Here is a 25,407-nt window from a genome sequence, read left to right as displayed (position 1 = left end):
ACTTCATCGACCCTCACTTCGGGTTTGTGACCCCACTGGCTCGCTTTTTCACGGTTATGTTCGATGATGAATTGATCGACGGTGTCCGAATGTCCCCGCAAATCGAGCCGCTGCTACTCGACGATACGCTCAAGGTCGTACTGGATTTGCAGGAGCAATGGCGCAAAGCTGGCTGGACGCCAATCCGGATCAAGGGCTTTCCTTCGTTCGCCGATACGCCCCAATGTCGCGCCCGATTGCGAGATGTGAACAAGGGCGGTACGGCTTACTGGCGAGCAGGCGACAAGTACCAAGTGATGCTGGCGGTCAATCGCTTCAGGGATTATCAACGCCCCACTGAGGAGCGTTACCTGATCACTCTACAGCTTGCCACTCCGTGGGGGAGACCTTGACCCTGCGCCCTGATGATGGACATACCATTGGCTTGGACAACAGCCTCATGACCAACCTGTCCGACATCCATCAGCGCATGCCTTTAGTGCTCAAGGCCGCGGCACAGTTTGACGAGCTGTTGCATGACGGTAATCGCTACCAGATTCAGCAGTCGATTGAGGACATCGCCGCAGGTGGGGCGTGCGATGAGCCTGAGGCTTTTGAAAAGCACAACGGCACCCACAAGTGCCGTTGTACCCGCCCACACCCACGTTTACTTACGCGCCGCCTCCCACGACTTCAGCAACTCGTTGTAGCTCACGGTCTCGCCTTTGGGCTTCTCGTTGGCCAGTTTCGGTTTCGGTGCGCCCGGCTGGTCGAACCAGTATTGCGCGTCGCGTTCGGGGTTGAGCTTCGGCCCGCACACCGGTTGCACTTTGGAGCGTTCAAGGCGGGCCAGGATGGCGTCCTGGTCCTTGGCCAGGCCATCGAGTGCCTGTTGCGGGGTTTTCTCGCCGCTGGCGGCTTCGGCAATGTGACTCCACCACAGCTGCGCCAGGCGCGGATAGTCCGGCACGTTGGTCCCGGTCGGGGTCCATTGCACGCGGGCCGGACTGCGGTAGAACTCCACCAGGCCACCGAGTTTCGGCGCCAGGTCGGTCATGGCCTGGGAATTGATGTCCGACTCGCGAATCGGCGTCAGGCCAACGATGGTTTTCTTCAGCGATACGGTTTTCGAGGTCACGAACTGTGCATAGAGCCACGCCGCGAGCTTCTGCTTCTCCGGCGTGGACTTGAGGAAGGTCCAGGAACCGGCGTCCTGATACCCCAGCTTCATGCCCTCCTCCCAATACGGGCCTTTGGGCGAGGGAGCCATGCGCCACTTCGGTGTGCCGTCGGCATTCATCACCGGCAGGCCCGGCTTGGTCATGTCGGCGGTAAACGCGGTGTACCAGAAGATCTGCTGGGCGATGTTGCCCTGGGACGGTACCGGGCCGGACTCGGAGAAGGTCATGCCGGCCGCCTCCGGTGGTGCGTAGGCCTTCATCCAGTCGACGTATTTCTGCGTCGCATAGACCGCCGCCGGGCCGTTGGTGTCGCCGCCACGGGTCACGCTGGAGCCGACCGGATGGCAGTCCTCGACACGAATCCCCCACTCGTCCACTGGCAAGCCATTGGGTATGCCCTTGTCGCCGGCACCGGCCATGGAGAACCAGGCATCGGTGAAGCGCCAGCCCAGGGACGGGTCTTTCTTGCCGTAGTCCATGTGCCCGTAGACGCGCTTGCCATCGATTTCCTTGACGTCTTCGGTAAAGAACCTGGCAATGTCCTCATAGGCCGACCAGTTCACCGGCACGCCCAGTTCATAGCCGTACTTCGCCTTGAATTTGGCCTTGAGGTCCGGGCGCTCGAACCAGTCGGCGCGGAACCAGTAGAGGTTGGCGAACTGCTGGTCGGGCAACTGGTACAGCTTGCCGTCTGGCGCAGTGGTGAAGGAAATGCCGATGAAGTCCTGGATGTCCAGGGTTGGCAAGGTGTAGTCCTTGCCTTCGTTGGCCATCAGGTCGGTGATCGATTGGGTCTTGCCGTAGCGAAAGTGCGTGCCGATCAGGTCCGAGTCGTTGACCCAGCCGTCATAGATGTTCTTGTCCGACTGCATCTGGGTCTGCAGTTTTTCCACCACGTCGCCTTCCTGCAGCAGGTCGTGGGTCAGCTTGATCCCGGTGATTTCGCTGAAGGCCTTGGCCAGGACCTTGGACTCGTACTCGTGGGTGGCGATGGTTTCCGACACCACATTGATCTTCATCCCACGAAACGGCTCGGACGCCTTGATGAACCACTTCAGCTCTTCCAGCTGTTGCTCGGCCGTGAGGGTGGATGGCTTGAACTCGCTGCCAATCCATTTTTTCGCGGCGTCTTCATAGGCATCGGCCCAGGCCGCGGCACTCAACCCGCTGAGCGCCAGCATGGCTGCCAATGAAACGCTATGTCGCAACTTATTGTTTTTCTCGAACATAAGACCTCCTGTTTGGGTTTCGGAGCACGGTTGCCGAGCGACTCGACTAGCCCCAGCGCATCACAGCCAACAGCCACACCAGGGACAGCGCAAAGGCCACCCAGATGCTCCAGCCGGTAGCGCCGATCACCAGCAAATGCAGGTAGGCGCTGCCGAGAAGACCGATAAACAGCCGATCACCACGGGTGGTGCTGATCGGTAAAAAGCCGCGCCGGGAAATGCTCGGCGAACGCAACTCCCAGGTGGTCATGCCCACCAGCAACACGGCGATGACGCCGAAAAAGGCTGCGGTCGGCGGGGTCCAGTTCATCCATTCCATCATCAGTTCCTCACACCCGACCCAGGGCAAAGCCCTTGGCCACATGGTTACGGACAAACCAGATCACCAGCATGCCCGGCAGGATCGTCAGCACGCCGGCCGCCGCGAGCACGCCCCAGTCGATGCCCGACGCGGACACGGTACGGGTCATCACCGCCGCGATGGGCTTGGCGTTCACCGAGGTCAGGGTGCGCGCCAGCAACAGCTCGACCCAGGAAAACATGAAGCAGAAGAACGCCGTCACACCGATTCCCGAGCCAATCAGCGGGATGAAAATTTTCACGAAGAACTTGGGAAAACTGTAGCCGTCGATGTAGGCGGTTTCGTCGATTTCCTTGGGCACCCCGGACATGAAGCCCTCGAGAATCCACACCGCCAGCGGCACGTTGAACAGGCAATGGGCCAGGGCCACGGCGATGTGGGTATCGAACAGGCCAATGGAGGAGTACAGCTGAAAGAACGGCAGCAAGAACACCGCCGGTGGCGCCATGCGGTTGGTCAGCAACCAGAAGAACAAGTGCTTGTCGCCGAGGAACCGGTAGCGCGAGAACGCATAGGCGGCCGGCAGCGCCACGCTCAGGGAGATCACCGTGTTCAGGCTCACGTAATACAGCGAGTTCAGGTAACCGGTGTACCAACTGGGGTCGGTGAAGATCACCCGGTAGTTGGCCAGGGTGAAGTCCTGGGGAAACAGGGTCAGGCCACCGAGGATTTCGTTGTTGCTCTTGAAGGACATGTTCAGCAGCCAGTAGATCGGCACCAGCAGGAACAGGATGTAGATCAACAGAGGCACCAGCTTTGTTTTGCTCATGTCGGGCCTCAGCGGTTGGCGTCGGAGTGGGTCATGGCGGTGTAGAACAACCAGGACACCAACAGGATGATCAGGAAGTACACCAGCGAAAACGCAGCGGCCGGCCCCAGGTCGAATTGGCCGATGGCCATCTGGGTCAGGGTCTGGCTGAGGAAGGTGGTGGCGTTGCCCGGACCGCCGCCCGTGAGCACGAACGGCTCGGTGTAGATCATGAAACTGTCCATGAACCGCAGCATCACCGCGATCAGCAGCACGCTCTTGAGCTTGGGCAGCTGGATGTGTCGGAACACTGCCCAGCTCGAAGCCCGGTCGATCCGTGCGGCCTGGTAGTACACATCCGGTATCGCCCGCAGGCCGGAGAAACACAGCAACGCCACCAGCGAGGTCCAGTGCCATACGTCCATCACCAGCACCGTGACCCAGGCGTCCATGGTGTTGGCCGCGTAGTTGTAGCTGATGCCCATGGCATTGAGGGTCGAGCCAAGCAGGCCGATGTCGGCGCGCCCGAAGATCTGCCAGATGGTGCCGACCACGTTCCACGGGATCAACAACGGGATGGCCAGGATGATCAGCACCACCGAGGACCAGCGCCCCTTGGTCGGCATGGTCAGGGCGATGCCGATGCCCAGGGGAATCTCGATCAACAGCACACAGGCCGAATAGATGAACTGGCGCAGCAACGAGTCGTGCAGGCGCGGATCGAGCAGCACCTGCCTGTACCAGTCGGCACCGACGAAGTAGCGGCTCGACTGGTCGAAAATGTCCTGCACCGAGTAATTGACCACGGTCATCATCGGCACCACCGCACTGAACGCCACCAGCAGGAACACCGGTAGCACCAGCCACCAGGCCTTGTTGTTCTGCACCTTGTTCATGGCCGGACCTCCAGCAGGTAGTCATCGGCGTAGACCATCAGCCACTGCGCCGGAAAACTGATGGACGCCACGCCCTGGGGCACCGGCTTGTCTTCAGCCAGGCGCACCTTGAGCGGCACGCCGTCCAGGTTCAACGTCATGATCTTGTAGGTGCCCAGGTCCTCGACATGGACCACCGTCGCCCGCAGCGCCTCTTCATAGGGTTCGTCCCAAACGTGGATGAACTCCGGGCGAATCCCCACTTTCAGGGTTTTCCACTCGGTTTCGCCGATACGCCGCTGCAGGTCCTCGGACAACGCCAGGTCAGTCCCGCCGAAACCAACGCCACCGGCCCGTGGCGTGACCTCGATGAGGTTCATCCCCGGGCTGCCGATGAAATAGCCGACAAAGGTGTGGCTCGGGCGTTCGAACAGCTCTCGCGGGGTACCGAACTGGACGATTTGCCCGCCGTACATCACCGCGATCTTGTCGGCGAATGTGGAGGCTTCGAGCTGATCGTGGGTGACGTAGACCATGGTGATGTTGAACTGCTCGTGAATCTGCTTGAGCTTGCGCCGCAGCTTCCACTTCAGGTGCGGGTCGATCACGGTCAGCGGCTCGTCGAACAGGATCGCCGACACGTCATCGCGCACCAGGCCACGGCCCATGGAGACTTTCTGCTTTTCGTCGGCGGTGAGGTTGCGGGCCTTCCTGCCCAACAAGGCCTGCAGGTCGAGGACCTCGGCGATTTCCTGGACCTTGCTGTGTACCTTGGCCTCGGCCATGCCCTGGTTGCGTAGCGGGAAGGCCAGGTTGTCGAACACCGTCATGGTGTCGTAGACCACCGGAAACTGAAAAACCTGGGCGATGTTGCGTTTCTCGGGGGTCAGCAGGTTGACCACCTTGTTGTCGAACAACACCTGGCCCTGGGAAGGGCTGAGCAGGCCGGAGATGATGTTGAGCAAGGTCGACTTGCCGCAACCGGACGGCCCGAGCAAGGCGTAGGCACCACCCTGCTCCCAGACGTGGTTCATCTCGCGAATCGCATAATCCTCAGGTCCCACGGGCGTGCGGGTGTAGCTGTGGGCGAGGTTCTGCAAATGAATTTTGGCCATCAGGCAACCCTCGCAACGCGACGCCCGGGCGCCTGGAGCAGGCGTCCCCGTTCATCGAAGACAAACAGTTTGTGAGTCGGGATGTAGATACGAATCGGTGCGTCCACGTCGTACTCATGGACCCCGGGCAAATGCAGGACCAACAGGAAATACTCGTTGCGCACGTGCAGGAAAGTTTCCGAACCACTGATTTCCGCCACCTCGACGGTCACCGCCAACTCCAGATCGTCATCATTGCCGGGCACCAGCGAGATATGGCTGGGGCGCACGCCAAACCGGAACTCGCCCTCGCCCACCGGGCGCAAATCGACGTTCAGCGGGAAGTGCACGAAATTGGCGAAGCTGACTTCATTGCCGGCAATGCGCCCGGGCATGAGGTTGATCGGCGGCTCGGAAAACAGTTCGGCCGCCAGCACGGTTTGCGGTTGGTGATAGACCTCGGCGGTCTTGCCGCTCTGAATCACCCGCCCCTCGTGAACAATGGTGGTGGTGCCGCCCAAGGCCAGGGCTTCGTTGGGTTCGGTGGTGGCGTAGACCGCAATGGTGTGGCGGGCCTGAAACAGCTCGCGCATTTCCTGGCGCAGTTCTTCGCGCAACTTGTAGTCGAGGTTGACCAACGGCTCGTCGAACAGGATCAATTCGGCGTCCTTGACCAGCGCCCGGGCCATGGCGGTGCGTTGCTGCTGCCCACCGGACAGTTCCAGCGGATAGCGTTGCAGGAACTTCTCGATGCGCAGCATCCGGGCGGTCTCGCGCACCTTGCCCTGGATCTGTTCGGCCGACACCCCCGCCTGGCGCAATGGCGAGGCGATGTTCTCGAACACGGTCATGGTCGGGTAATTGATGAACTGCTGATAGACCATCGACACGTTGCGCAAGCGCACCGGGCGCTGGGTGACGTCCACGCCGTTCATCAGGATGCGCCCGTGATCGGGCTTGTCGAGACCGGCCATCAGCCGCATCAGGCTGGTCTTGCCGGACAGCGTGCGCCCCAGCAAGACATTGAAGGATCCTGGCTCGAAACTGAGGTTGGCGTCATCGATCCAGACCTGACCCTCGACGGTACGGCTGACGTGCTCCAGCGTGAGTGACATGGCTCGGCCTTTTTATTATTGGAGTCCAGCGACCGCTGCACCAAAGCGACATCCGTGCCACAAATCCCAAGCGATTGATCTGCCTTGAGAATCTGCAATTCAGGGAAAACACCGCATTCATGACTGAACAGAAATGAACAACCACGGTTGAACAATTGAACAGTTCCACGATTGACAATGAACAATGCTGAACAACACTGTATGGACGCTTTCGACCACGCCTGACGCCCGCGGGCCGTTGGCGTAGCGGATGCGATGCACTCCCATAACAACAATAAAAGCGTGATTCAGAGGCTGACCGCCCATGGCCGCACCTGCCCCCGCGTTGTCCCATGACGCCATCATCCAGGACTCCTGGACCCGTTGCCGCGCGTTCGGCCTGCAGCATCAGAGCATTCCCGCCTTCGACCCGTTACCCGCCGACGGCATCGCACGCTTGCTCGAAAGCCAGCATTCACTGGTGCAAACCACCCACCAGGAAGTGCTGCCCTATTACGAGAACATCCTGAGCAATTCCAATTGCCTGATCATGCTCGCCGACCACCAGGGCCAGGTGCTGACCTCCTGGGGCACTCGACGCTTTATCGATCCGCGCCTGAGTCGTGGCTTCAATGCCGGCGCCAGCTGGCAAGAGCAATGCAGCGGCACCAACGCCATCGGCACGGCGCTGGCGTGCGAACAGGCGGTGCATATTGCCCACGATGAACACTTTCTGAAGGCCAACCGTTTCATGACCGGCTCTGCCGCGCCGATCTTCGATGCCCAGCGCCGGGTGATCGCCGTACTCGATGTGTCCAGCGACAGCTACTTGCCGCCCGACCACACCCTGGGCATGGTCAGGATGATGAGCCAGACCGTGGAGAACCGGCTGATTCTCAACCTGTTCAAGGGCGAACATTTTCAACTGGTGTTCAACACCGGCCTGAACAACCTGGACAGCCAATGGGCCGGGCTGTTGATCTTCGATGAGAGCGGCCAGGTACTGTCGGCCAATCGGCGTGCCGACAACCTGCTGGGCGTCAGCCTGTCGCGGGTCAGCATCGACAGCCTGTTCAAGGTGTCATTGCTGGAACTGCTCAACCAACCCGACGGCCTGCCCTTCGCCCTGCAAGCCTCGGGGCGCAATCGCTTTCATTGCCTGCTCAAGCGTCCACGACAGCGGCCGGTCCAGGCGCGGGTATTGGCCGAGCCCCCAGGCCCTGCCCCCGAGCCCTACAGCCTCGGCACCCTGCACTTTGGTGACAGCCGGGTGGAAAAAGCCGTGCGCCAGGCGGAGCGCTTGCTGGAAAAAGACATTCCGCTGTTGATCCACGGGGAAACCGGCGTCGGCAAGGAAGTCTTTGTCAAAGCCCTGCACCAGGCCAGCTCCCGCAGCAAACAGCCACTCATTGCCGTCAACTGTGCGGCGATCCCCGCCGAACTGGTGGAGTCCGAGCTGTTTGGCTACGAGAAAGGCGCCTTCACCGGCGCCAACCAGAAAGGCAGCATCGGACTGATCCGCAAGGCAGACAAAGGCACGCTGTTCCTCGACGAGATCGGCGACATGCCGCTGCCCACCCAGGCTCGCCTGCTGCGGGTGCTGCAGGAGCGCTGCGTGCAACCGGTGGGCAGCAGCGAGTTGTTCTCAGTCGACATTCGGATCATTTCCGCCACCAACCGTTCATTGCGCGAGCAAGTACAGCTGGGGCGGTTTCGTGAGGATTTGTATTACCGGATTGGCGGTTTGACCCTGGAGCTGCCGCCGCTCAGGGAACGCAGCGACAAGCAGGCGCTGTTCAAGCGCTTGTGGGAGCAACACCGTGAGCCGTCGCAGTGGGCCGGGTTGAGCCCTGAAGTGCTGGCGTTGTTCAGCCGTCACCCGTGGCCGGGAAACTTGCGTCAGGTCAGCAGTGTGATGCAGGTGGCATTGGCCATGGCCGAGGAACAACCCGTACGGCCAGAGCATTTGCCCGAAGATTTTTTTGTCGATCTGGAGATGGAGCCGGTGGAGATGCCAGAGCCGGTAGCGGTTGATTTGAATGATGCCGAGGATTTGAATCGGCAGTTGCAGGCGGCTGGGGGGAATATTTCGCATCTGGCGCGGCGGTTGGGGGTGAGCAGGAATACCCTTTACAAGCGATTGCGCCAGGCTGAATGACGAGTTCTGATCATTAGCACGCTCTGCGTGGGAGTGCAGCCCGGGACGCTCCGCGCCCCCCCAAAGCCGAACGCGGAGCGTCCGTTGAGGCATTACCACGCGGAGCGTGGGAACGATCATCCGCAGACAAACAAAAACCCGCACAAGGCACAATACTGTTCAGTTAAGGATAGGGGGCTCATACATCCCCCGTGGCGAGCGAGCTTGCTCGCGCTGGGCTGCACAGCAGCCCCAAAAACTATCGCCGAGTTCGTTCTGAAAGGCCGCAGTCGCTTTGTTGGGGGCGCTTCACGCCCCAGCGCGAGCAAGCTCGCTCGCCACGGGGGCTTTTACTCGCTTTAAGCGCCTTTTAACTGAACAGCATTGCGCACAAGGCGGGTTTTGTTTTGTAGGCACTACAGCACTCAGTCAGCCAGACGCCAGGTCGTGCCGCCCTTGCCGTCTTCCAGCACCACGCCCATGGCGGTGAGCTGGTCGCGGATGCGGTCGGATTCGGCCCAGTCCTTGCTGGCACGCGCCGCCAGGCGCGCAGCAATCAGCGCGTCGACTTGCGCAGCATCCACGCGCCCTTCGGCACCGGCTTGCAGGAAGTCATCGGCTTCGAGCTGCAACACGCCCAGCACGCTGGCCAGCTCTTTCAAGCGCGCCGCCAGACCGGCCGCCGCGTTCAAATCGCTCTCACGCAGACGGTTGATCTCGCGCACCATCTCGAACAGCACCGCGCAGGCTTCCGGGGTACCGAAGTCGTCGTTCATCACCTGGGTGAAACGCTCGACGAAGGCTTCGCCACCCGCCGGCGCCACGTTCGGCAGGCCTTTCAACGCGTGGTAGAAACGTTCCAGGGCGCCCTTGGCGTCCTTGAGGTTATCTTCCGAGTAGTTGATGGCGCTGCGGTAGTGGCTCGACACCAGCAGGTAACGCACGACTTCCGGGTGGTACTTGTCCAGCACGTCGCGGATGGTGAAGAAGTTGTTCAAGGACTTGGACATCTTCTCGCCATTGATGCGAATCATCCCGCAATGCATCCACGCGTTGGCGTAGGTCTTGCCGGTGGCCGCTTCGCTCTGGGCGATTTCGTTTTCGTGGTGCGGGAACTCCAGGTCGCTGCCGCCACCATGAATGTCGAAGGTCTCGCCCAGGCAGCAGGTGGACATCACCGAGCACTCGATGTGCCAGCCCGGACGCCCGGCGCCCCACGGCGACTCCCAGCTCGGCTCGCCCGGCTTGGCGGCTTTCCACAGTACGAAATCCAGCGGGTCCTGCTTGGACTCGTCGACTTCGATGCGGGCGCCGATGCGCAGGTCTTCGATCTTCTTGCGCGACAGCTTGCCGTAGCCCATGAACTTGCCGACGCGGTAGTACACGTCGCCATTGCCCGGGGCGTACGCGTAGCCCTTGTCGATCAGGGTCTGGATCATCGCGTGCATGCCAGGGATATGGTCGGTGGCACGCGGCTCCATGTCCGGCTTCTTGATGTTCAGGCGCGCTTCGTCTTCGTGCATCGCCGCGATCATGCGCTCGGTCAAGGCTTCGAACGACTCGCCGTTCTCATTGGCCCGGTTGATGATCTTGTCGTCGATGTCGGTGATGTTGCGCACATAGGTCAGGTCGTAACCGCTGAACCGCAACCAGCGGGTCACCAGGTCGAACGCGACCATGCTGCGGCCGTGGCCCAGGTGGCAGTAGTCGTACACGGTCATCCCGCACACGTACATGCGCACCTTGTTGCCATCCAGCGGCTTGAAGACTTCTTTGCTCTTGGTGAGCGTGTTGTAGATCGTAAGCACGTTAGTTCCTTGACGCTAAATCACTGGCCCCACGAATCACGCAGAGTCACGGTACGGTTGAATACCGGCTGACCTGGTTTCGAGTCCTTGATATCCGCGCAGAAGTAACCTTCGCGCTCGAACTGGAAACGGTCCTCCGGCTGTGCATTGCCCAGCGAGGGTTCAGCACGACAACCGGTGAGCACCTGCAGCGAATCAGGGTTGATGTTGTCCAGGAAACTCGCGCTGTCTTCGGCCTTCTCCGGGTTCGCAGAGCGGAACAGACGATCGTACAGACGCACTTCGCACTCGACGCTGGCCGCGGCCGGCACCCAGTGGACCACGCCTTTGACCTTGCGGCCTTCAGGGTTCTTGCCCAGGGTGTCCGGGTCGTAGGAGCAACGCAGTTCGACGATGTTGCCATCGGCGTCCTTGATTGCTTCGTCGGCACGGATCACGTAACTGCCGCGCAGGCGCACTTCGCCGGCCGGCTCCAGGCGCTTGTAGCCCTTTGGCGGCTCTTCCATGAAGTCTTCACGGTCGATGTAGATCTCACGGGCGAACGGCAGGACGCGCACGCCCATGTCTTCTTTCGGGTGGCATGGCAGCTCGAGGTTCTCGACCTGGCCTTGCGGGTAGTTGGTGATCACGACTTTCAGCGGACGCAGCACGCACATGGCACGCGGGGCGCTGTGGTCGAGGTCGTCACGGATGCTGAATTCGAGCATGCCGAAGTCCACCACGCCGTCGGAACGGTTGGTGCCGATCATTTCGCAGAAGTTGCGGATCGATTTCGGCGTGTAGCCACGACGGCGGAAGCCCGACAGCGTCGACATGCGCGGGTCGTCCCAGCCATTGACGTGCTTTTCATCAACCAGTTGCTTGAGCTTGCGCTTGCTGGTGATGGTGTAGTTCAGGTTCAGGCGGCTGAACTCGTACTGGCGCGGCTTGGCCGGCACGGGCAGGCTCTCGAGGAACCACTCGTACAGCGGACGGTGGCTTTCGAACTCCAGGGTGCAGATCGAGTGGGTGATGCCTTCGATGGCGTCCGACTGACCGTGGGTGAAGTCGTAGTTGGGGTAGATGCACCACTTGTCACCGGTCTGGTGGTGATGAGCGTGGCGGATGCGATACATGATCGGGTCGCGCAGGTTCATGTTCGGCGAGGCCATGTCGATCTTGGCCCGCAGCACCCGTGCGCCGTCCTTGAACTCGCCGGCTTTCATGCGGGCGAACAGGTCCAGGTTCTCTTCCACGGAACGCTCGCGGAACGGGCTGTTCTTGCCCGGCTCGGTCAGGCTGCCACGGTATTCCCTGGCTTGCTCGGGTGTCAGGTCGCAAACGTACGCCTTGCCGGCCTTGATCAGCTCCACGGCCCAGTCGTGCAGTTGGTCGAAATACTGCGAGGCATAGCGCACTTCACCGGACCACTGGAAACCCAGCCACTTGACGTCGCTTTCGATGGCGTCAATGTATTCCTGGTCTTCCTTGGCCGGGTTGGTGTCGTCGAAACGCAGGTGAGTCACGCCACCGAATTCCTGGGCCAGGCCGAAGTTCACACAGATCGACTTGGCGTGACCGATGTGCAGGTAGCCGTTGGGCTCAGGCGGGAAACGGGTGACGATCTGCGTGTGCTTACCCGAGTCCAGGTCCGCCTGGATGATCGGGCGCAGGAAATTGACCGGTACGGCAGGGCCGGTCTTGGCATTCGAAGTCGGGTCGACAGTGGGCTTGCTCATAGGATCCTTGGACGTACAAGTGCGTGGCCTACAGGCAGGCCGGACAAAACAAAGCCGCTATCATAGCCGATGCGGTCAAGTGCCTGACAGAGCAGGTCGGAAAACTGCTGCTTTTAATGCACGGCGAATGAAAAACAGCCTCGAAATTCGTCGCCATCACGCTAAACTGCGCACCTTGGCGATTTTTTTGCCAGACCGCTGTGGGGTCGTTCGCGTCAGGCGGCGCCCCGAAAGCCACGAATTCCTTACAGAGTAGCGATCATGACTCAAGTCAAACTGACCACCAACCATGGCGACATCGTCCTGGACCTGAACGCCGAGAAGGCCCCGATCACCGTGGCCAACTTCATCGAGTACGTCAAGGCCGGCCACTACACCAACACCGTGTTCCACCGCGTAATCGGCAACTTCATGATCCAGGGCGGCGGTTTCGAGCCAGGCATGAAGGAAAAGAAAGACAAGCGTCCAAGCATCCAGAACGAAGCGGACAACGGCCTGCCCAACGACAAGTACACCGTGGCCATGGCTCGCACCATGGAGCCGCATTCGGCTTCCGCGCAGTTCTTCATCAACGTGGCGGACAACAGCTTCCTCAACCACAGCGGCAAGAACGTTCAGGGCTGGGGCTACGCCGTGTTCGCTAAAGTGACTGCCGGCACCGACGTTGTCGACAAGATCAAGGGTGTTTCCACCACCATGAAGTCCGGCCACCAGGACGTGCCAGCAGACGACGTGATCATCGAGAAAGCCGAGATCATTGAGTGATACTGCTGATTTCAGACTTACATCTGGAAGAGGAGCGCCCGGACATTACCCGGGCGTTTCTGGATTTGCTCGCCGGACGCGCCCGCTCGGCGAGTGCGCTCTATATTCTGGGCGACTTTTTCGAGGCATGGATCGGCGACGACGCCATGACCCCCTTCCAACGCTCCATCTGCCAGGCCCTGCGCAACCTCAGCGACAGTGGCACGGCGATATTCCTGATGCACGGCAATCGCGACTTCCTGCTGGGCAAGGCCTTTTGCAAGGCCGCCGGCTGCACCCTGCTCAAGGATCCGAGTGTCGTGCAGTTCAACGGCGAACCGGTGCTGCTGATGCACGGCGACAGCCTGTGCACCCGCGACGCGGCCTACATGAAACTGCGCCGTTACCTGCGCAACCCCGTGACCCTGTTCATCTTGCGCCACCTGCCCCTGCGCACCCGGCACGCGCTGGCACGCAAGCTGCGTAGCGAAAGCCGGACGCAAACCCGCATGAAAGCCAACGACATCGTTGACGTGACCCCCGAGGAAATCCCGCGGATCATGCAGCACTACGGAGTCAAAACCCTGGTCCACGGCCACACCCACCGCCCCGCCATCCACAAGCTGCAGATTGGCGACCTGGCCGCCAAGCGCATCGTGCTGGGGGATTGGGACAAGCAAGGCTGGGCACTGCAGGTGGACGAGCAAGGCTTTCAACTGGCGGCGTTCGATTTCGTGCCACCGCCACCCCTGGCGCTGCCCGGCAACTGACAGCCGTACACGCCCACTGGATCGCACTGCCGTTCAGTCAAGGCTAGGGTTGCTCAACACATCCCGTGGCAAGCGAGCTTGCTCGCGCTGGGCTGCACAGCAGCCCCAAACACAATCGCCGAGTTCGTTCTGAACCCGCGCGGTCGCTTTTTTGGGTGCGCTTCGCTCCCTCGCCACAAGCAGGTGCTGGCGCCTCAAAAATCCCGCTTGTAGAAGATATCCAGGGAACTGGCGATACCGCTGGCGGCTTCCAGAAAGACCTTTTTGCTCAGTTTGTAGCGCAAGGCGATGGTGTTGGCCGGCTCGAACACGCCGACGCCATAACGCAAGCTGAGCTTCTCGGAGATGTTGCCGCTGGCCACCACGCTGGTGGTGGTGCCACTGCCCTGGGTGTCGAGCTGGAAATCCTGAATACCCAGGTTCTTGGCCAAGCTGCCGGTCAGGTCCGAGCTGCCCATCAGCCCCAGGCCCAACGCGGCTTGCGCGAGCATGTTGTTGTCTTCGCCGCTGCTGCTCAGCGGACGTCCGAGCACCAGGTAGGACAATGCCTGCTCCTGGCTCATGGCCGGCTCCGAGAAGACTTGCGTCGTCGGCTGCTCGGCACTGCCGCTCAGGCGGATACCGGCAATCACGTCGTCGGTCTGGCGTACCGCTTCGATGTCCAGGTACGGCTGGTCGATGGGCCCGGTGAAGAACAGCCGCGCACGCCGTACTGTCAGGCGCTGGCCGTAGGCACGGTAACGGCCGTCGTTGAGCCAGAGCTCGCCGCGGGTGTCCATGTTGTCGCCGATGTGCACGTGGCCTTGCAGGTTGGCCGTCAGGCCGAAACCGGCAAAGCTCAGTTTGTCCTCGCCCACCACCACGTCGATGTCCATCGCCATGGCCATCGGCGTTTTGCCCTCCTCGGTCTGATGACCGACGATCACCGTGTCATCGGAGACCTTGACCGTCGAGGGCGGCAACTCGCGCACGGTGATCTCACCCTTGGGCACCCGCACCTTGCCGGTAATCGCCAGCTTGTCGTCCTTGATCGAGAGCGTCAGGTCCGGTGCCACTTCCAGCGCCGCGTAGGGCTCGACCGTTACTGGCAGTTGCTGCCCCTTGAGGCTCAGGTCTACCACCAATGCCTGCCCCCAGGCGACGTGTCCGTTCAGGCTACCCTGCCCATTCTTGCCACTTTTCCAGCCACCGTTGAGTTGCACGCTTTCACCGGCGATCTGCGCCTTGACCTGCAACGCCTCGAGACGCGTCGGCAGTTCGGGCCCGGAGATTTCACCGTCGCTCAAGATCAGGTTGCCGTTGACCTGCGGCGCCAATAGCCCGCCGGACAAACTGCCGCTGCCGTTCAGGCGCCCGGCCAGTTTCTCGACCATCGGCACGAAGGGGCGCGCCACCGACAGGTCCAACCCGCTCAGACGGAAAGAACCGCTCAGGGGTTTGTTCCTGGGCAGCGGATTGATCTGCGCCTGCACCATCAGTTCGCCCAGCTTGCCTCCGACGAAGTCCAGCTGCGTGTCGATGCGCTTGGGGTTGAGGGTGCTGGTCAGTTTCAGGGTCTGGTACGGGAAGTCCAGCCACTGCTCCTTTTCCTTGAGGCGCAGGATACCGCCGCTGGCATCGACCAGTACCTGGCCTTTCGGGCCGCTGGCTGGCAGGTCCAGTTGCACGTCGGCGTTGAGCCTGCCCTGCCAGGCGAAGTCCTTGGGCAGCCATTGCGCCAGGCTGTCGATCGGGAATTGCTTGAGGTGATAGCGCAGCTTGGGCTCGGGCACCAGGCGTTGGTCCTCGCCGCACAGACTGGCGGGGCCGGACATCCAGCAATGGGCGCCGAAGGTCAGTTTGCCATCAGCCATGCGCTCGATCCGCGCGGGCCCTTGCAACTTCCAGTCCTGGCCGCCGGCCTGAATGTCACCGCTGGCCAGGCGGCCGCGCCAGTTACCTTTGTCGAGAGTGCCGTCCAGGCCCAGCGCCAGTTTCAGCAAGGGGCCTTGCAGGTCCAGTAGCAGCTTCTGCTGCTTGATGTCGCCCTGGCCGCTGGCGGTCAGCGTGCCGAGCTGGTTATCGCCCACCTCGATACCGCTGCCCTTGAGGTCGATCTTCGCGCGCTGCGCCTTGTCCAGGGTGGCATCCAGGTTCAGGCTTTTCAGGCGATTGTCGTCGAACGCCAGTTGCACGCCTTGCAGGCTGAGGGTGCCTTGGGGCGCCTGGAGACTGCCGGACACATCGACCCGGCCATTGAGCTGGCCACGCAGCTGCGGCCACAGCTGGCCAAGACGCGGCGCCTTGATGTCGAGCTGGCCGGCGAGCGTCTGTTGCAGGCTGGCGCGGCCATCAATGCGGTTTTCGCCCAGGCGGATCTGCAGCGCGCTCAGGTTCCAGCGCTCGCCAGCCCCTTCAGCCTTGGCCTGCAAGACCGCTGGCTGCCCGCGCAGCTTGCCCTTGAGGTCGAGGTCGGCCGTGAGGTTCAGTTGTTCGTTCTTCATCTCACCCTTGCTGCGCAAGGGACCGGCCAGGGTACCCGGCAGCTCCGCAAGCCAGTACGCCGGGTTGATCGCCGACAAGTCCAGCGCGGTGTCCCAGGCGATACCGTCGGCAAATTGCAGGTTCAGGTGCCCCTCGGCCTTGCCCTGCCCGGCCGCCAGCTGGAACTGCGGCAGGAAGATTTTCGTCAGGTCGCCGCTGAACGGGCTGCCCAGGCTGAACGCCCCCGCCGGGCCGTCCAGCGCCGCCTTGAAGTTGCCCAGGTAGTTGCCGTCGCGGTACGAGGCTTCCGCGTTGAAGCTTCGCAGTGCCACCTGGGGTTCATCGATCACCGGGTACAACCGGTGCCACGGGAAGTCCAGCCAATCGATCTTCGCCTCGGCACTCAAGCCTTCGGACCAATCCAGTTGCCCGGTCAGTTTCAGGCTCTGCTTGTCACTGGCGTTCAATTCCAGCCCGGCGATCTGCGCGCCCCTGGCGTCGACTCGGCCCTGCAGGCGCAAGGCAACCGGCCCTTTTTCAGCGGGCAATATGGCATTGCCTTGCAATTGATAGCCGTTTTTCAGGTCACCGTTGCCGGTCAGTTCCAACTGATTGAGCTGCAAGGTGTCGGGCAGGTCGGCACTGGCCTTGAAACCATCGGCGGTGATCCGCACCTTGGCGGGCAGGTTGTCCGCCAGCGGTTGCAACTCACCCGTCAACCGACCTTGCAGGTATCCGCTGCTGTCAGCTGTCAGGTTCAGGGTTTTCAGCAAGTCGCCTTCGACCCTCAACGCCAGCGCCCATGGCGTACCGCCCGGCGCCGGCAACGTCAGCTTGCCAGTGGCCTGCAGCGGCCAGTTGCCGGTCGGTTGCAACAGGCCGGACAGGTCCAGGCTCAGGTCGTCGCGCTGCAGGTGCACGGAATCGAGCTGCAATCCCTCGGCCGTCCAGTGCGCGGCCAACTGCAGGTCCTTGAGCTGTTCGCTGCCATTGAGCAACAGGCTGCCGACCTGCACGTCTCCCAACTGGATGGCCACCGGCAACTTCAGGTCAGGCAGGCTGATCGGTCCACTGCTGGATTCGCTGCCCGGGGCAAATTGCAGAATCACTTGCTCGGCTTTCAGTTGCTCGATGCACAGGGTCATGCGGGTCAGGCACATGGGCGACCAGGAAAACACCGGCTGTCTCAGCTCGACCCGGTCACCGGCCTGCTGCCACACCAGATGGTCGGCACGCCATTGGCCACCCAGCCCGCCCTGGAAATTGTCCACGGTCAAACCCGGCACCTGGCCCAGGGCCCAGCGGCTACCCGCTTGCGTACCCAGCAACACGCCAATGCCCAGCAGGACCACAGCCACCAGCGACACCGTCGCCAGCAGCGTTATTTTCAAACCACGCTTCACAGCTCAGGCCCCATGGAAAAGTGCAAACGAATACCGCCGGGATCATCCAGTGCATGGGCCAGGTCCAGGTGGATCGGCCCGACCGGCGAAACCCAGCGCACGCCAAGGCCAACCCCGGTCTTGAGACTGGGCAGCTCGAGGGTATTGAACGAGTTGCCCTGGTCGATGAAGGTCGCCACTCGCCATTTTTCGGCGATGGAGTACTGATACTCAAGGCTGCCCGTGACCATGTAGCGCCCGCCGATGCGGTCGCCTTCATTGTTTTCCGGGGACAGGCTCTGGTAGTCGTAGCCACGCACGCTCTGATCGCCACCGGCGAAGAAGCGCAAGGACGGTGGAATGGATTTGTAGCCATTGGTGGCCGAACCGCCGACTTGCGCGCGGGCCAGGAACCGATGATTGTCGAACACCGTGGTCAAGCCTTTGACCAGCGCCGTGCCATACAGAAGATTGTTGTCCGAGCCCAGCCCTTCCTTGGCGACCTTGCTGTCGAACTGCAGGCGATAGCCTTTGTGCGGGTCGATCCGGTTGTCACTGCGCAGGTAGGAGTAGCTCACGCCGGGCATCAGCAGGTTGCTCAGGCCCGAGTCATCGCCAAGGCGGTATTCCTCTCGTTGCCATTTCAACGAGATCACCCGTTGCCAGCCACTGGGCAACTTGCTGTGCCATTCCGGGCCCAGGGTCAGCAGCTTGCTCAAGCTGTCGGTGTTGGCCAGTTCTTCATTTTGATAGCCCCCGGCAAACCGCAGTTTGTCGGTGAGGGGTGGGTCCAGCGGTACGTCGTACCAGAGGCCGACGTTCTGCCGGGGTGCCGAGAGTTCGGCTTCCCAGCCGTAGCTGTGGCCCTGGGGGTTGACCCAGTGGCGGGTCCAGTTGGCCTTGGCCCGTGGCCCGACGTCCGTTGAATAACCCAGGCCCAGGCCCATGGTGCGTGGCTTGCGGGCGTCCAGATCGACCGCCACCGGAATCACCCCATTGGCCGCCGAGGTGGGCGTGGCGTCGACCCGCACCGACTCGAAATAGCCACTCGACTGCAAGGCCTGGCTGAGCTCGGCGATCAGTTCGGAATCATAGGGTGCGCCGTTTTTGAACGGCACCATGCGCTGCAACAGGTCCTCGTCGAACGGTGTATCACCGGCAAAACTGACCTGGCCCAGCGCATAACGCGGGCCGCTTTCATAGACCAGTTCGATGTCGGCGACCCCGGCTCGCGGATCCACCATCAGTTTCTGCTGGGTAAAGCGGCCACTGAAAAAGCCGAAACGCGAGGCCTGGTTCTGTATCAGCCGCTTGGCGTCTTCGTAATGACCGTGGTTGAGCACGGCGCCGGTCTTGAGCACATCGCTCTTGGGCACACGAAAGGACTTGAGGGAGGCCGCAGGCCCTTCGACGCGGATGGTCACGTTGCGCAGGCGCACCGGCTCGCCGGGGTCGATGTTCAACACCAGTCGCGGCGACTTGCCGTTCTTGACTTCGCTTTCTATATGGGGCTGGTAGTAACCCAGGGCCTGAGCGGCCTTGCGCGCCTGCTCTTCGGCGCCGCGACTGAAGCGCAACAAAGCGTCCTCGTCACGATCGCCGAGCCCTCCGATATAGCCTTCGATATTGGCCTTCAGCTCATCGTTGGATGGTTTGATCCTGACGTCCAATTCACTTTGCGCCAGCGCGCCTGCGCTGCTGAACAGCACGAGCAAACCACTGGTAAATCTTCCTGGAAACTTCATAGGCGCGGATGCTATCACGAGCGTGGGAACGTGATAGAGCCAACAATCTGAACAAAAGTTCGGCGTTAACCCGTTGCGCTATGTAACACCTGGGGATTGGCGTGAAAAAACACGTGCTCGCGGATTGGCCCGACCGCCACTTCACCGATTTCCTCGTAACCCTGGCGCTTGTAGAACTCCAGATAAAGCGGATTCCCCGTGTCGAGTACCACCCCCTGGGAATGCTCATCGACCGCACACCAGTTGTGCACCGCCTGGAGTAACTGCTCGCCGAAGTGCTGGCCTTGAAACTGCGGGTGAATCCCCAACAGTGGCAACACATGCACCGAATCCGAAGGGATGCAGGCGGTGACGGCCGCGTGATAGTCCAGGTAACGACGGGTACAGCGAAAACCGGTGCTCAGCACCATCCGCAGGCGCCAGGCCCAGCTTTCGGTAATGCCCAGCCGTCGCTGTGGCGGCGCGATCAGGGCAATGCCGATCAACCGGTCATTGACCACCAGCCCGATGGCCGGCAGTTCCTGGAGAAAATGCTGCTTGACCAGTTCCCGCACCGTGGCCCGGACGCGTTGCTCGTAGCCGGGGCGCTCGGCCTCGAACAGGAATTTGAAGGTCGGCTCGTGCCGGTAAGCCTGGTACAGCAAGGAACGCGCTTCACGCGAGTAGCCACTGTCGAGCCGGTGAATGTCAGCGATGGCGGTCGAAGTTTCAGGCATGGCGGTCTATCTCCCCTGGGCGAGGCTCAAAAGGCCCCGCTCTTTGTCGTACGATCCCGGCACAACAGCGATCTTTCCTACGCTCAAAGACATTAGCAGCGCAGACAGACTACTGCCACGCTGGCCCCCATGCCGCAGGTCAGCTAGCATCGCAGTTTTGCCAGGACTGCCGACCATGAAGATCGTCTCGTTCAATATCAATGGCCTGCGCGCCCGCCCCCATCAGTTGGCGGCACTGATCGAGAAGCACCAGCCAGACGTCATCGGCCTGCAGGAAACCAAGGTCCACGACGACCAGTTCCCGCTCGCCGAGGTCCAGGCGCTGGGTTATCACGTGCATTACCATGGGCAAAAAGGCCATTACGGCGTTGCCCTGCTCTCGCGCCAGGCGCCCCTGGAGATTCACAAAGGCTTTGACGGCGATGAAGAAGACGCCCAGCGACGCTTTATCTGGGGCACCTTCGCCGATGCCCATGGTACGCCCGTGACCATCATGAATGGCTATTTCCCACAAGGCGAAAGCCGTGACCACCCCACCAAATTCCCGGCCAAGGCGCGTTTCTACAGCGACCTGCAAGCCCTGCTGGAAACCCGGTTCAGCAACGACCAGCCACTGGTGGTGATGGGCGATGTGAACATTTCCCCGGAAGACTGTGACATCGGCATCGGCCCGGACAACATGAAGCGCTGGCTGAAAACCGGTAAATGCAGCTTTCTGCCGGAAGAGCGCGAGTGGATGGCTCGCCTGAAAAATTGGGGCCTGGTGGACAGCTTCCGTTACCTGAACCCGAACGTGGCCGATCGCTTCAGCTGGTTCGACTACCGCAGTCGCGGCTTTGAAGACGAACCCAAGCGCGGCCTGCGCATCGACCTGATCCTCGCGTCCCAGGCGTTGTTGCCAAGGATCAAGGACGCCGGTGTCGACTATGACCTGCGCAGCATGGAAAAACCTTCGGACCATGCGCCGATCTGGCTTGAGTTGAGCTGATCCCCCGCCTATCGCCGGGATCGTTCCCTCAGCTTGCGCAGGGGGACGGTCTGCGGCGTGCCACCGTCATATTTCAGACACCTTAATGACTTATTGTCGCAGCACTTCCCTTGGCCTTTAAGGTGTCGGCCCGATGCTGCGCGCCCTGTTATCGCTGCTGCTCTGCGGCTTGCAGCCACTCTCCGCCTTTGCCACCCAGCTGCCGATACCCGAGCAAGGCGCGGCCTTGCGCATCCAGGGCTCCAACACCATCGGCGCAGCCCTGGCCCCGGCACTGGTCAAAGGCCTGATGCACGAGCAGGGCCTGCTCAAGGTCCACAGTGAAACCTCGGACAACAACGAGCAACGGGTTGTCGGCCAGACCGCTCAAGGTCGCCAGGTGAGCGTGGACATCGCCGCCCACGGCTCCAGCACCGGCTTTGTTGCGCTGAACAACGCCCGCGCCGACCTGGCGGCTGCTTCGCGCCCGATCAAGGACAGCGAACGGGTGGACCTCCAGGCCCTTGGCAACCTGAAAACCCCCAACGCCGAGCACGTGATCGCCATCGATGGCCTGGCCATTATCCTGCACCCGGACAATCCACTGGGCCAATTGAACACCGACCAGTTGGCACAGGTCTTCAGCGGTGAAGCAACCACCTGGGAACAACTCGGCGGCACCGGCGGACCGGTGCACCTGTATGCCCGGGATGACCGGTCGGGAACCTATGACACCTTCATGGAGCTGGTACTGCGTGAGCGCGGTAAAGCACTGGCGGGGTCGGCCAGGCGATTCGAGTCCAGCGAGCAGCTGTCCGATGCGGTCAGCCAGGACCCTCAGGGCATCGGTTTCATTGCGTTGCCCTATGTGCGCCAGGCCAAGGCGGTGGCGATTGTCGACGGGACCTCGCAACCCATGCTGCCACTCGACAGCCTGATCGCCACCGAGGACTATCCCCTGTCCCGCCGGCTGTATTTCTACCTGCCGCCCAACGCCGACAATCCATGGGCCCGGGCGCTGGTGAGTTATGCCCAGAGCCGCCAGGGCCAGGCCATTGTCGCCGCCAACGGGTTTATTGCGCAGACCGTGCAGGCCATGACCGTCCCCCCGGGCGGGCAACTGCCCGATGACTACCAGGCCCTTGCCCGGCAGGCACAGCGACTGACGGTGAACTTTCGTTTCGAGGAAGGCAGCGCCAGCCTGGACAACAAGGCCCGACAAGACGTGTCGCGGGTGCTCGACTATTTAAAGCAGCACGACAAACTCAACAGGCAAGTGACACTGGTTGGCTTCGGCGATGCCAAGACCGACCCGGATCGCGCCGCCCTGCTCTCGAAACTACGAGCCATGGCGGTACGCCGTGAACTGGTGAAACGGGGTGTGGTGCTGCGGGAGGTCCGTGGTTTTGGCGCACAGATGCCGGTGGCGGCCAACAGTGACGATGAAGGGCGCGTCAAGAATCGCCGGGTAGAGGTCTGGGTCTACTGACACCGCTTCACTGCGACGATTCAGGCTTGCGAATCAGGTAAGTGTCCATGATCCAGCCGTTGGCCAGTCGCGCGGCTTTCCTCACCCGTTCGATCTCGCCGGCCACGTCCTTGAGCTGGCCGGCGATCAGGATCTCATCCGGCGTGCCCAGGTAGGCCCCCCAGTAAATCTGTAGTTCCTGATCGGCAATCTGCTGATAGGCGTCTTGCGCATCCAGCATCACCACCAGGCTGTCGGCCTCGCTGACCTGCCCCTGCGCCAAGCGCCGGCCGGTGGTGATTTCAATCGAGCGGCCAATGCCGTTCAACGGCACCTTGTGCTGCGCCGCCAGCGCCTGGACGCTGCTGATGCCTGGGATGACCTCGAACTCGAAGCGGCAGCGACCCGACTCGAGGATCGCCTGCAAGATCCGCACAGTGCTGTCGTACAGGGACGGATCGCCCCACACCAGGAACGCCGCACATTCGCCATCCGCCATGTGATCGTTGATCAGTCGTTCGAAGGTCCGTTGCTTGTCGCGATTAAGCGCCTCGACACTGGCGTTGTAATCCGCGTCACCACGAACGCGCTCAGGGCTGTGGGCTTCGACGAAGCGATAACCCGGATCAGTGATATAGCGCGCGCAGATGTCACGACGCAGGTCGATCAACGTGTCCTTGCTCTGGCCCTTGTCCATCAGGAAGAACACGTCGACCCGGTTCAGCGCCTTGACGGCCTGCATCGTGATGTAGTCGGGATTGCCCGCGCCGATGCCGATAACCAGCAGCTGCTTCATCAATGCTCCTCCTCGACGGGTGTGCCCATGTCGGTCAAGCGCAACCGCCAGCGGCCATTAAAGTGCAGCTCAGCGCTTGAGAGTGGCAGGACGTCGATCTGGTGGAAGGCCCCCGGCGGGCACTGCAGGGCCTGCAACAGGGCGGCACGAATCACGAACGGGTGAGTGATAGCCAGGAAATGCCCGGGCCTTGCGCTGAGTTCATCCAACCAGAGCCCCACTCGCCGGCACAGCTGGGTCACCGACTCCCCGCCATGGGGGGCTGCGTGCGGATCGCCGAGCCAGGCCTGCAACGCTTCTGGCTCAGTCCTCTGCACGTCATTGATGCGCAGCCCGTGCCAGCGTCCGAAATCGTAATCCCTCAGCGCCGGCACGCACTGCACGTCGCTACCGAACAACGCTGTGGTCTGCCTGGCACGGGTTTCCGGCCCGGCGAGCAGCCGTGGCGGCTGCCGGAATCGACCGGCCCGGCTGCCCTTGACCGCCTGCCAATCCATTTCCAGTGGCTCGTCCATCGGAAAACGCGCCAGTTTTTGCGCGACGGTTCTGGCATGACAGATCAAGGTCAAGCGGGTTACCAGCACGTAGGACCACTCTGAAATGTGGATGGGGAAATGGGCAGGTCATCAGCAAGTACGTCAATTCGTAACGGAACCACCGACGCCTGCGAGCCTCTATACCCGTACAGGGTGAAGCTTCTGCTCCGAAGCAGTCCTACAAGGGGCCGAAATCTTACACGCCAAAATGCAATACCTTACGACTATCACTGAACCCTTTTAATCCATTATCAGACAAGGCCTTCGCGATTTTTCATCACTTTGTCAGCCGCTGAAAAAAATTCACCGACCGGCCCGCATAATGCTGCAGCACCTGCAGGTGATCAACTACTATGGGAAATTGCAGAGCGGCGATCAGGCGACCTTTTTTGTGATCACCCGCCCCCGCCATCATCCGACAGGGACCACTGAGCGACATACCCGACGGACGCTGACAGGGCTTGGCCAATCGCCACTGCAACGCGTGGAAACCGACAGTGATAGTCAAGCCTGGCCACGGAAACCGCCAGGTCATTCAGATACAGGAGTACATCCATGCTGGTTTTACGCCCGGTTCAGTTATCCGACCTGCCCCAGTTGCAGCAGCTTGCACGTGAAAGCCTGGTCGGTGTCACGTCCCTGCCAGACGATACCGAGCGTCTGCGCCTGAAAATCCTCGGCTCCTGTGCTTCGTTTGTCAGCGAGGTGCAGCACAATGGCCCGGAAAACTACTTCTTCGTGCTCGAGGATCTGGCCAGCCAGCAGCTGTTGGGCTGTTCGGAGATCCTCGCCACCGCCGGCTTCAACGAAGCCTTCTACAGCCTGCGCAATCGTCCCTTTACCAGCGAGTCCCGTGAGCTGAACATCCATCACGGCGTGCCCGCGCTGTCGCTGTGCCAGGACTTGAACGCGCACACGCTGCTGCGCGGCTTTCATATCAACGCCGAGCTTGAACGCACACCGCTCTCGGAACTGCTGTCGCGGGCGCGACTGCTGTTCATCGCCGCCCACCCCCAACGTTTTTCCGATGCGGTGATCACGGAAATCGTCGGCTACAGTGACGACGCCGGCCAGTCGCCCTTCTGGGATGCCCTGGGCAAGCACTTCTTCGACCTGCCCTACACCGAGGCGGAGCGCCTGTGTGGCCTGCAAAACCGCTCCTTTCTTGCCGAGTTGATGCCGCACTACCCGATCTACGTACCCATGCTGTCACCCGAGGCCCAGGCGTGCATTGGCAGGATTCATCCCGATGGCCAGGAAGCCTTCGATATCCTTGAGCGCGAAGGTTTCGAAACCAACAGCTACATCGACCTGTTCGACGGCGGCCCCACGCTGTTTGCGCGCCCCCCGAGCATTCGCTCGATCGCCGATTCGCGCATGGCCGTTGCGCGGGCAGGTACACAAACCCTTGGCAAGACACCGTACCTGGTCAGCAACGACGCCCTGCCACACTACCGGGCAATGGTCATCGAGCTGGACTGGAGCGCAGGTGAATCGGTCATGCTGGATACCGCCACGCTGGGAGCCCTGCAACTGGCCGATGGCAGTCCGGTCCGGTTGGTTGCCCTATGACCCGGGTCTTCGGCATTCAAGGAG

At 61.5% G+C, this 25,407-nt stretch carries 19 protein-coding genes and 1 pseudogene; 7 read left to right on the top strand and 13 right to left on the bottom strand.

Going from position 1 to position 25,407, the window contains the following annotated elements; all coding sequences use genetic code 11:
• Window positions 1-392: pseudogene (locus CKW25_RS23990) on the top strand (hypothetical protein); the annotation flags it as partial.
• A 254-nt stretch (window positions 393-646) separates the two neighbouring features.
• Here CKW25_RS23990 and CKW25_RS23985 read toward each other — a convergent pair.
• Genes CKW25_RS23985 through CKW25_RS23960 form a run of 6 tightly spaced genes read right to left on the bottom strand, consistent with a single transcriptional unit; the run spans window position 647 to window position 6,582 of the window.
• The gene (locus CKW25_RS23985) at window positions 647-2,389 is read right to left on the bottom strand and encodes an ABC transporter substrate-binding protein (RefSeq protein WP_095083202.1); all 1,743 of its coding nucleotides are present in this window, start codon (window positions 2,387-2,389) and stop codon (window positions 647-649) included.
• Window positions 2,390-2,435: 46 nt separating this feature from the next.
• Entirely contained in the window at window positions 2,436-2,708 is a 273-nt protein-coding gene (locus CKW25_RS23980) for a DUF2160 domain-containing protein (RefSeq protein WP_095083200.1), read from the bottom strand.
• A gap of 10 nt (window positions 2,709-2,718) precedes the next feature.
• Window positions 2,719-3,519: a carbohydrate ABC transporter permease gene (locus CKW25_RS23975; protein WP_095083199.1), complete on the bottom strand. Its 801-nt coding sequence runs from the start codon at window positions 3,517-3,519 to the stop codon at window positions 2,719-2,721.
• 8 nt (window positions 3,520-3,527) lie between these two features.
• Window positions 3,528-4,394 carry a carbohydrate ABC transporter permease gene (locus CKW25_RS23970; RefSeq protein ID WP_095083197.1) on the bottom strand — a complete coding sequence of 289 codons (867 nt, stop codon included), beginning with the start codon at window positions 4,392-4,394 and terminating at the stop codon, window positions 3,528-3,530.
• A complete protein-coding gene (locus CKW25_RS23965; RefSeq protein ID WP_095083196.1) occupies window positions 4,391-5,488 on the bottom strand; it encodes an ABC transporter ATP-binding protein in 1,098 nt (365 codons plus the stop codon). Before CKW25_RS23965 ends, CKW25_RS23970 begins: the two co-directional genes overlap by 4 nt.
• Window positions 5,488-6,582, bottom strand: a complete 1,095-nt coding sequence (locus CKW25_RS23960) for an ABC transporter ATP-binding protein (protein WP_095083194.1) — start codon at window positions 6,580-6,582, stop codon at window positions 5,488-5,490. The genes CKW25_RS23965 and CKW25_RS23960 overlap by 1 nt, the downstream gene beginning before the upstream one ends.
• 304 nt (window positions 6,583-6,886) lie before the next feature.
• Between CKW25_RS23960 and CKW25_RS23955 the strand changes: the two genes are divergently transcribed.
• Window positions 6,887-8,719, top strand: coding sequence for a sigma-54-dependent Fis family transcriptional regulator (locus CKW25_RS23955; RefSeq protein ID WP_095083193.1), 1,833 nt, complete (start codon window positions 6,887-6,889; stop codon window positions 8,717-8,719).
• A 404-nt stretch (window positions 8,720-9,123) separates the two neighbouring features.
• Here the strand turns inward: CKW25_RS23955 and cysS are convergent, their stop codons facing one another.
• Entirely contained in the window at window positions 9,124-10,506 is a 1,383-nt protein-coding gene (gene cysS, locus CKW25_RS23950) for a cysteine--tRNA ligase (protein ID WP_095083192.1), read from the bottom strand.
• Window positions 10,507-10,526: 20 nt separating this feature from the next.
• Complete coding sequence (locus CKW25_RS23945) at window positions 10,527-12,224, bottom strand: glutamine--tRNA ligase/YqeY domain fusion protein (RefSeq protein WP_095083190.1); 1,698 nt, start codon at window positions 12,222-12,224, stop codon at window positions 10,527-10,529.
• 261 nt (window positions 12,225-12,485) lie between these two features.
• Here CKW25_RS23945 and CKW25_RS23940 point away from each other — a divergent pair, with 261 nt between their 5' ends.
• Window positions 12,486-12,989 (top strand): peptidylprolyl isomerase, encoded by a 504-nt coding sequence (locus tag CKW25_RS23940; protein ID WP_095083188.1) that lies wholly within the window; start codon window positions 12,486-12,488, stop codon window positions 12,987-12,989.
• Window positions 12,986-13,738, top strand: coding sequence for a UDP-2,3-diacylglucosamine diphosphatase (locus CKW25_RS23935; RefSeq protein ID WP_095083186.1), 753 nt, complete (start codon window positions 12,986-12,988; stop codon window positions 13,736-13,738). The genes CKW25_RS23940 and CKW25_RS23935 overlap by 4 nt, the downstream gene beginning before the upstream one ends.
• Window positions 13,739-13,932: 194 nt before the next feature.
• On the opposite strand, the gene CKW25_RS23930 is transcribed toward CKW25_RS23935, so the two are convergent.
• The 3 genes from CKW25_RS23930 to CKW25_RS23920 all read right to left on the bottom strand — a co-directional run bounded on the left by CKW25_RS23930 (window position 13,933) and on the right by CKW25_RS23920 (window position 20,044).
• Complete coding sequence (locus CKW25_RS23930) at window positions 13,933-17,604, bottom strand: translocation/assembly module TamB domain-containing protein (RefSeq protein WP_095083184.1); 3,672 nt, start codon at window positions 17,602-17,604, stop codon at window positions 13,933-13,935.
• Window positions 17,601-19,328 carry an autotransporter assembly complex family protein gene (locus CKW25_RS23925; protein WP_095083182.1) on the bottom strand — a complete coding sequence of 576 codons (1,728 nt, stop codon included), beginning with the start codon at window positions 19,326-19,328 and terminating at the stop codon, window positions 17,601-17,603. The genes CKW25_RS23930 and CKW25_RS23925 overlap by 4 nt, the downstream gene beginning before the upstream one ends.
• Window positions 19,329-19,393: 65 nt before the next feature.
• Entirely contained in the window at window positions 19,394-20,044 is a 651-nt protein-coding gene (locus CKW25_RS23920; protein ID WP_095083180.1) for an N-acetyltransferase, read from the bottom strand.
• Between the two features lie 175 nt (window positions 20,045-20,219).
• On the opposite strand from CKW25_RS23920, the gene xthA reads away from it, so the two are divergent.
• Together xthA and CKW25_RS23910 are read left to right on the top strand one after the other, a co-directional pair.
• Complete coding sequence (gene xthA, locus CKW25_RS23915; protein ID WP_095083178.1) at window positions 20,220-21,032, top strand: exodeoxyribonuclease III; 813 nt, start codon at window positions 20,220-20,222, stop codon at window positions 21,030-21,032.
• 133 nt (window positions 21,033-21,165) lie between these two features.
• Window positions 21,166-22,500, top strand: a complete 1,335-nt coding sequence (locus CKW25_RS23910) for a substrate-binding domain-containing protein (RefSeq protein WP_095083176.1) — start codon at window positions 21,166-21,168, stop codon at window positions 22,498-22,500.
• Between the two features lie 7 nt (window positions 22,501-22,507).
• Here the strand turns inward: CKW25_RS23910 and cobF are convergent, their stop codons facing one another.
• Window positions 22,508-23,275, bottom strand: coding sequence for a precorrin-6A synthase (deacetylating) (cobF, locus tag CKW25_RS23905; RefSeq protein WP_095083174.1), 768 nt, complete (start codon window positions 23,273-23,275; stop codon window positions 22,508-22,510).
• On the bottom strand, window positions 23,275-23,859 hold the full coding sequence (locus CKW25_RS23900; RefSeq protein ID WP_095083172.1) for a histidine phosphatase family protein: 585 nt from the start codon (window positions 23,857-23,859) through the stop codon (window positions 23,275-23,277). Before CKW25_RS23900 ends, cobF begins: the two co-directional genes overlap by 1 nt.
• Window positions 23,860-24,366: 507 nt before the next feature.
• Here CKW25_RS23900 and CKW25_RS23895 point away from each other — a divergent pair.
• Complete coding sequence (locus tag CKW25_RS23895; RefSeq protein ID WP_095083170.1) at window positions 24,367-25,383, top strand: arginine N-succinyltransferase; 1,017 nt, start codon at window positions 24,367-24,369, stop codon at window positions 25,381-25,383.
• Window positions 25,384-25,407: the final 24 nt, after the last annotated feature.

Source organism: Pseudomonas sp. Irchel s3h17 (assembly GCF_900187505.1).
Classification (GTDB): Bacteria; Pseudomonadota; Gammaproteobacteria; order Pseudomonadales; family Pseudomonadaceae; genus Aquipseudomonas.
The sequence above is the reverse complement of the archived record's forward strand: the minus strand, read 5'-3'. Positions and strand labels throughout refer to the sequence as shown.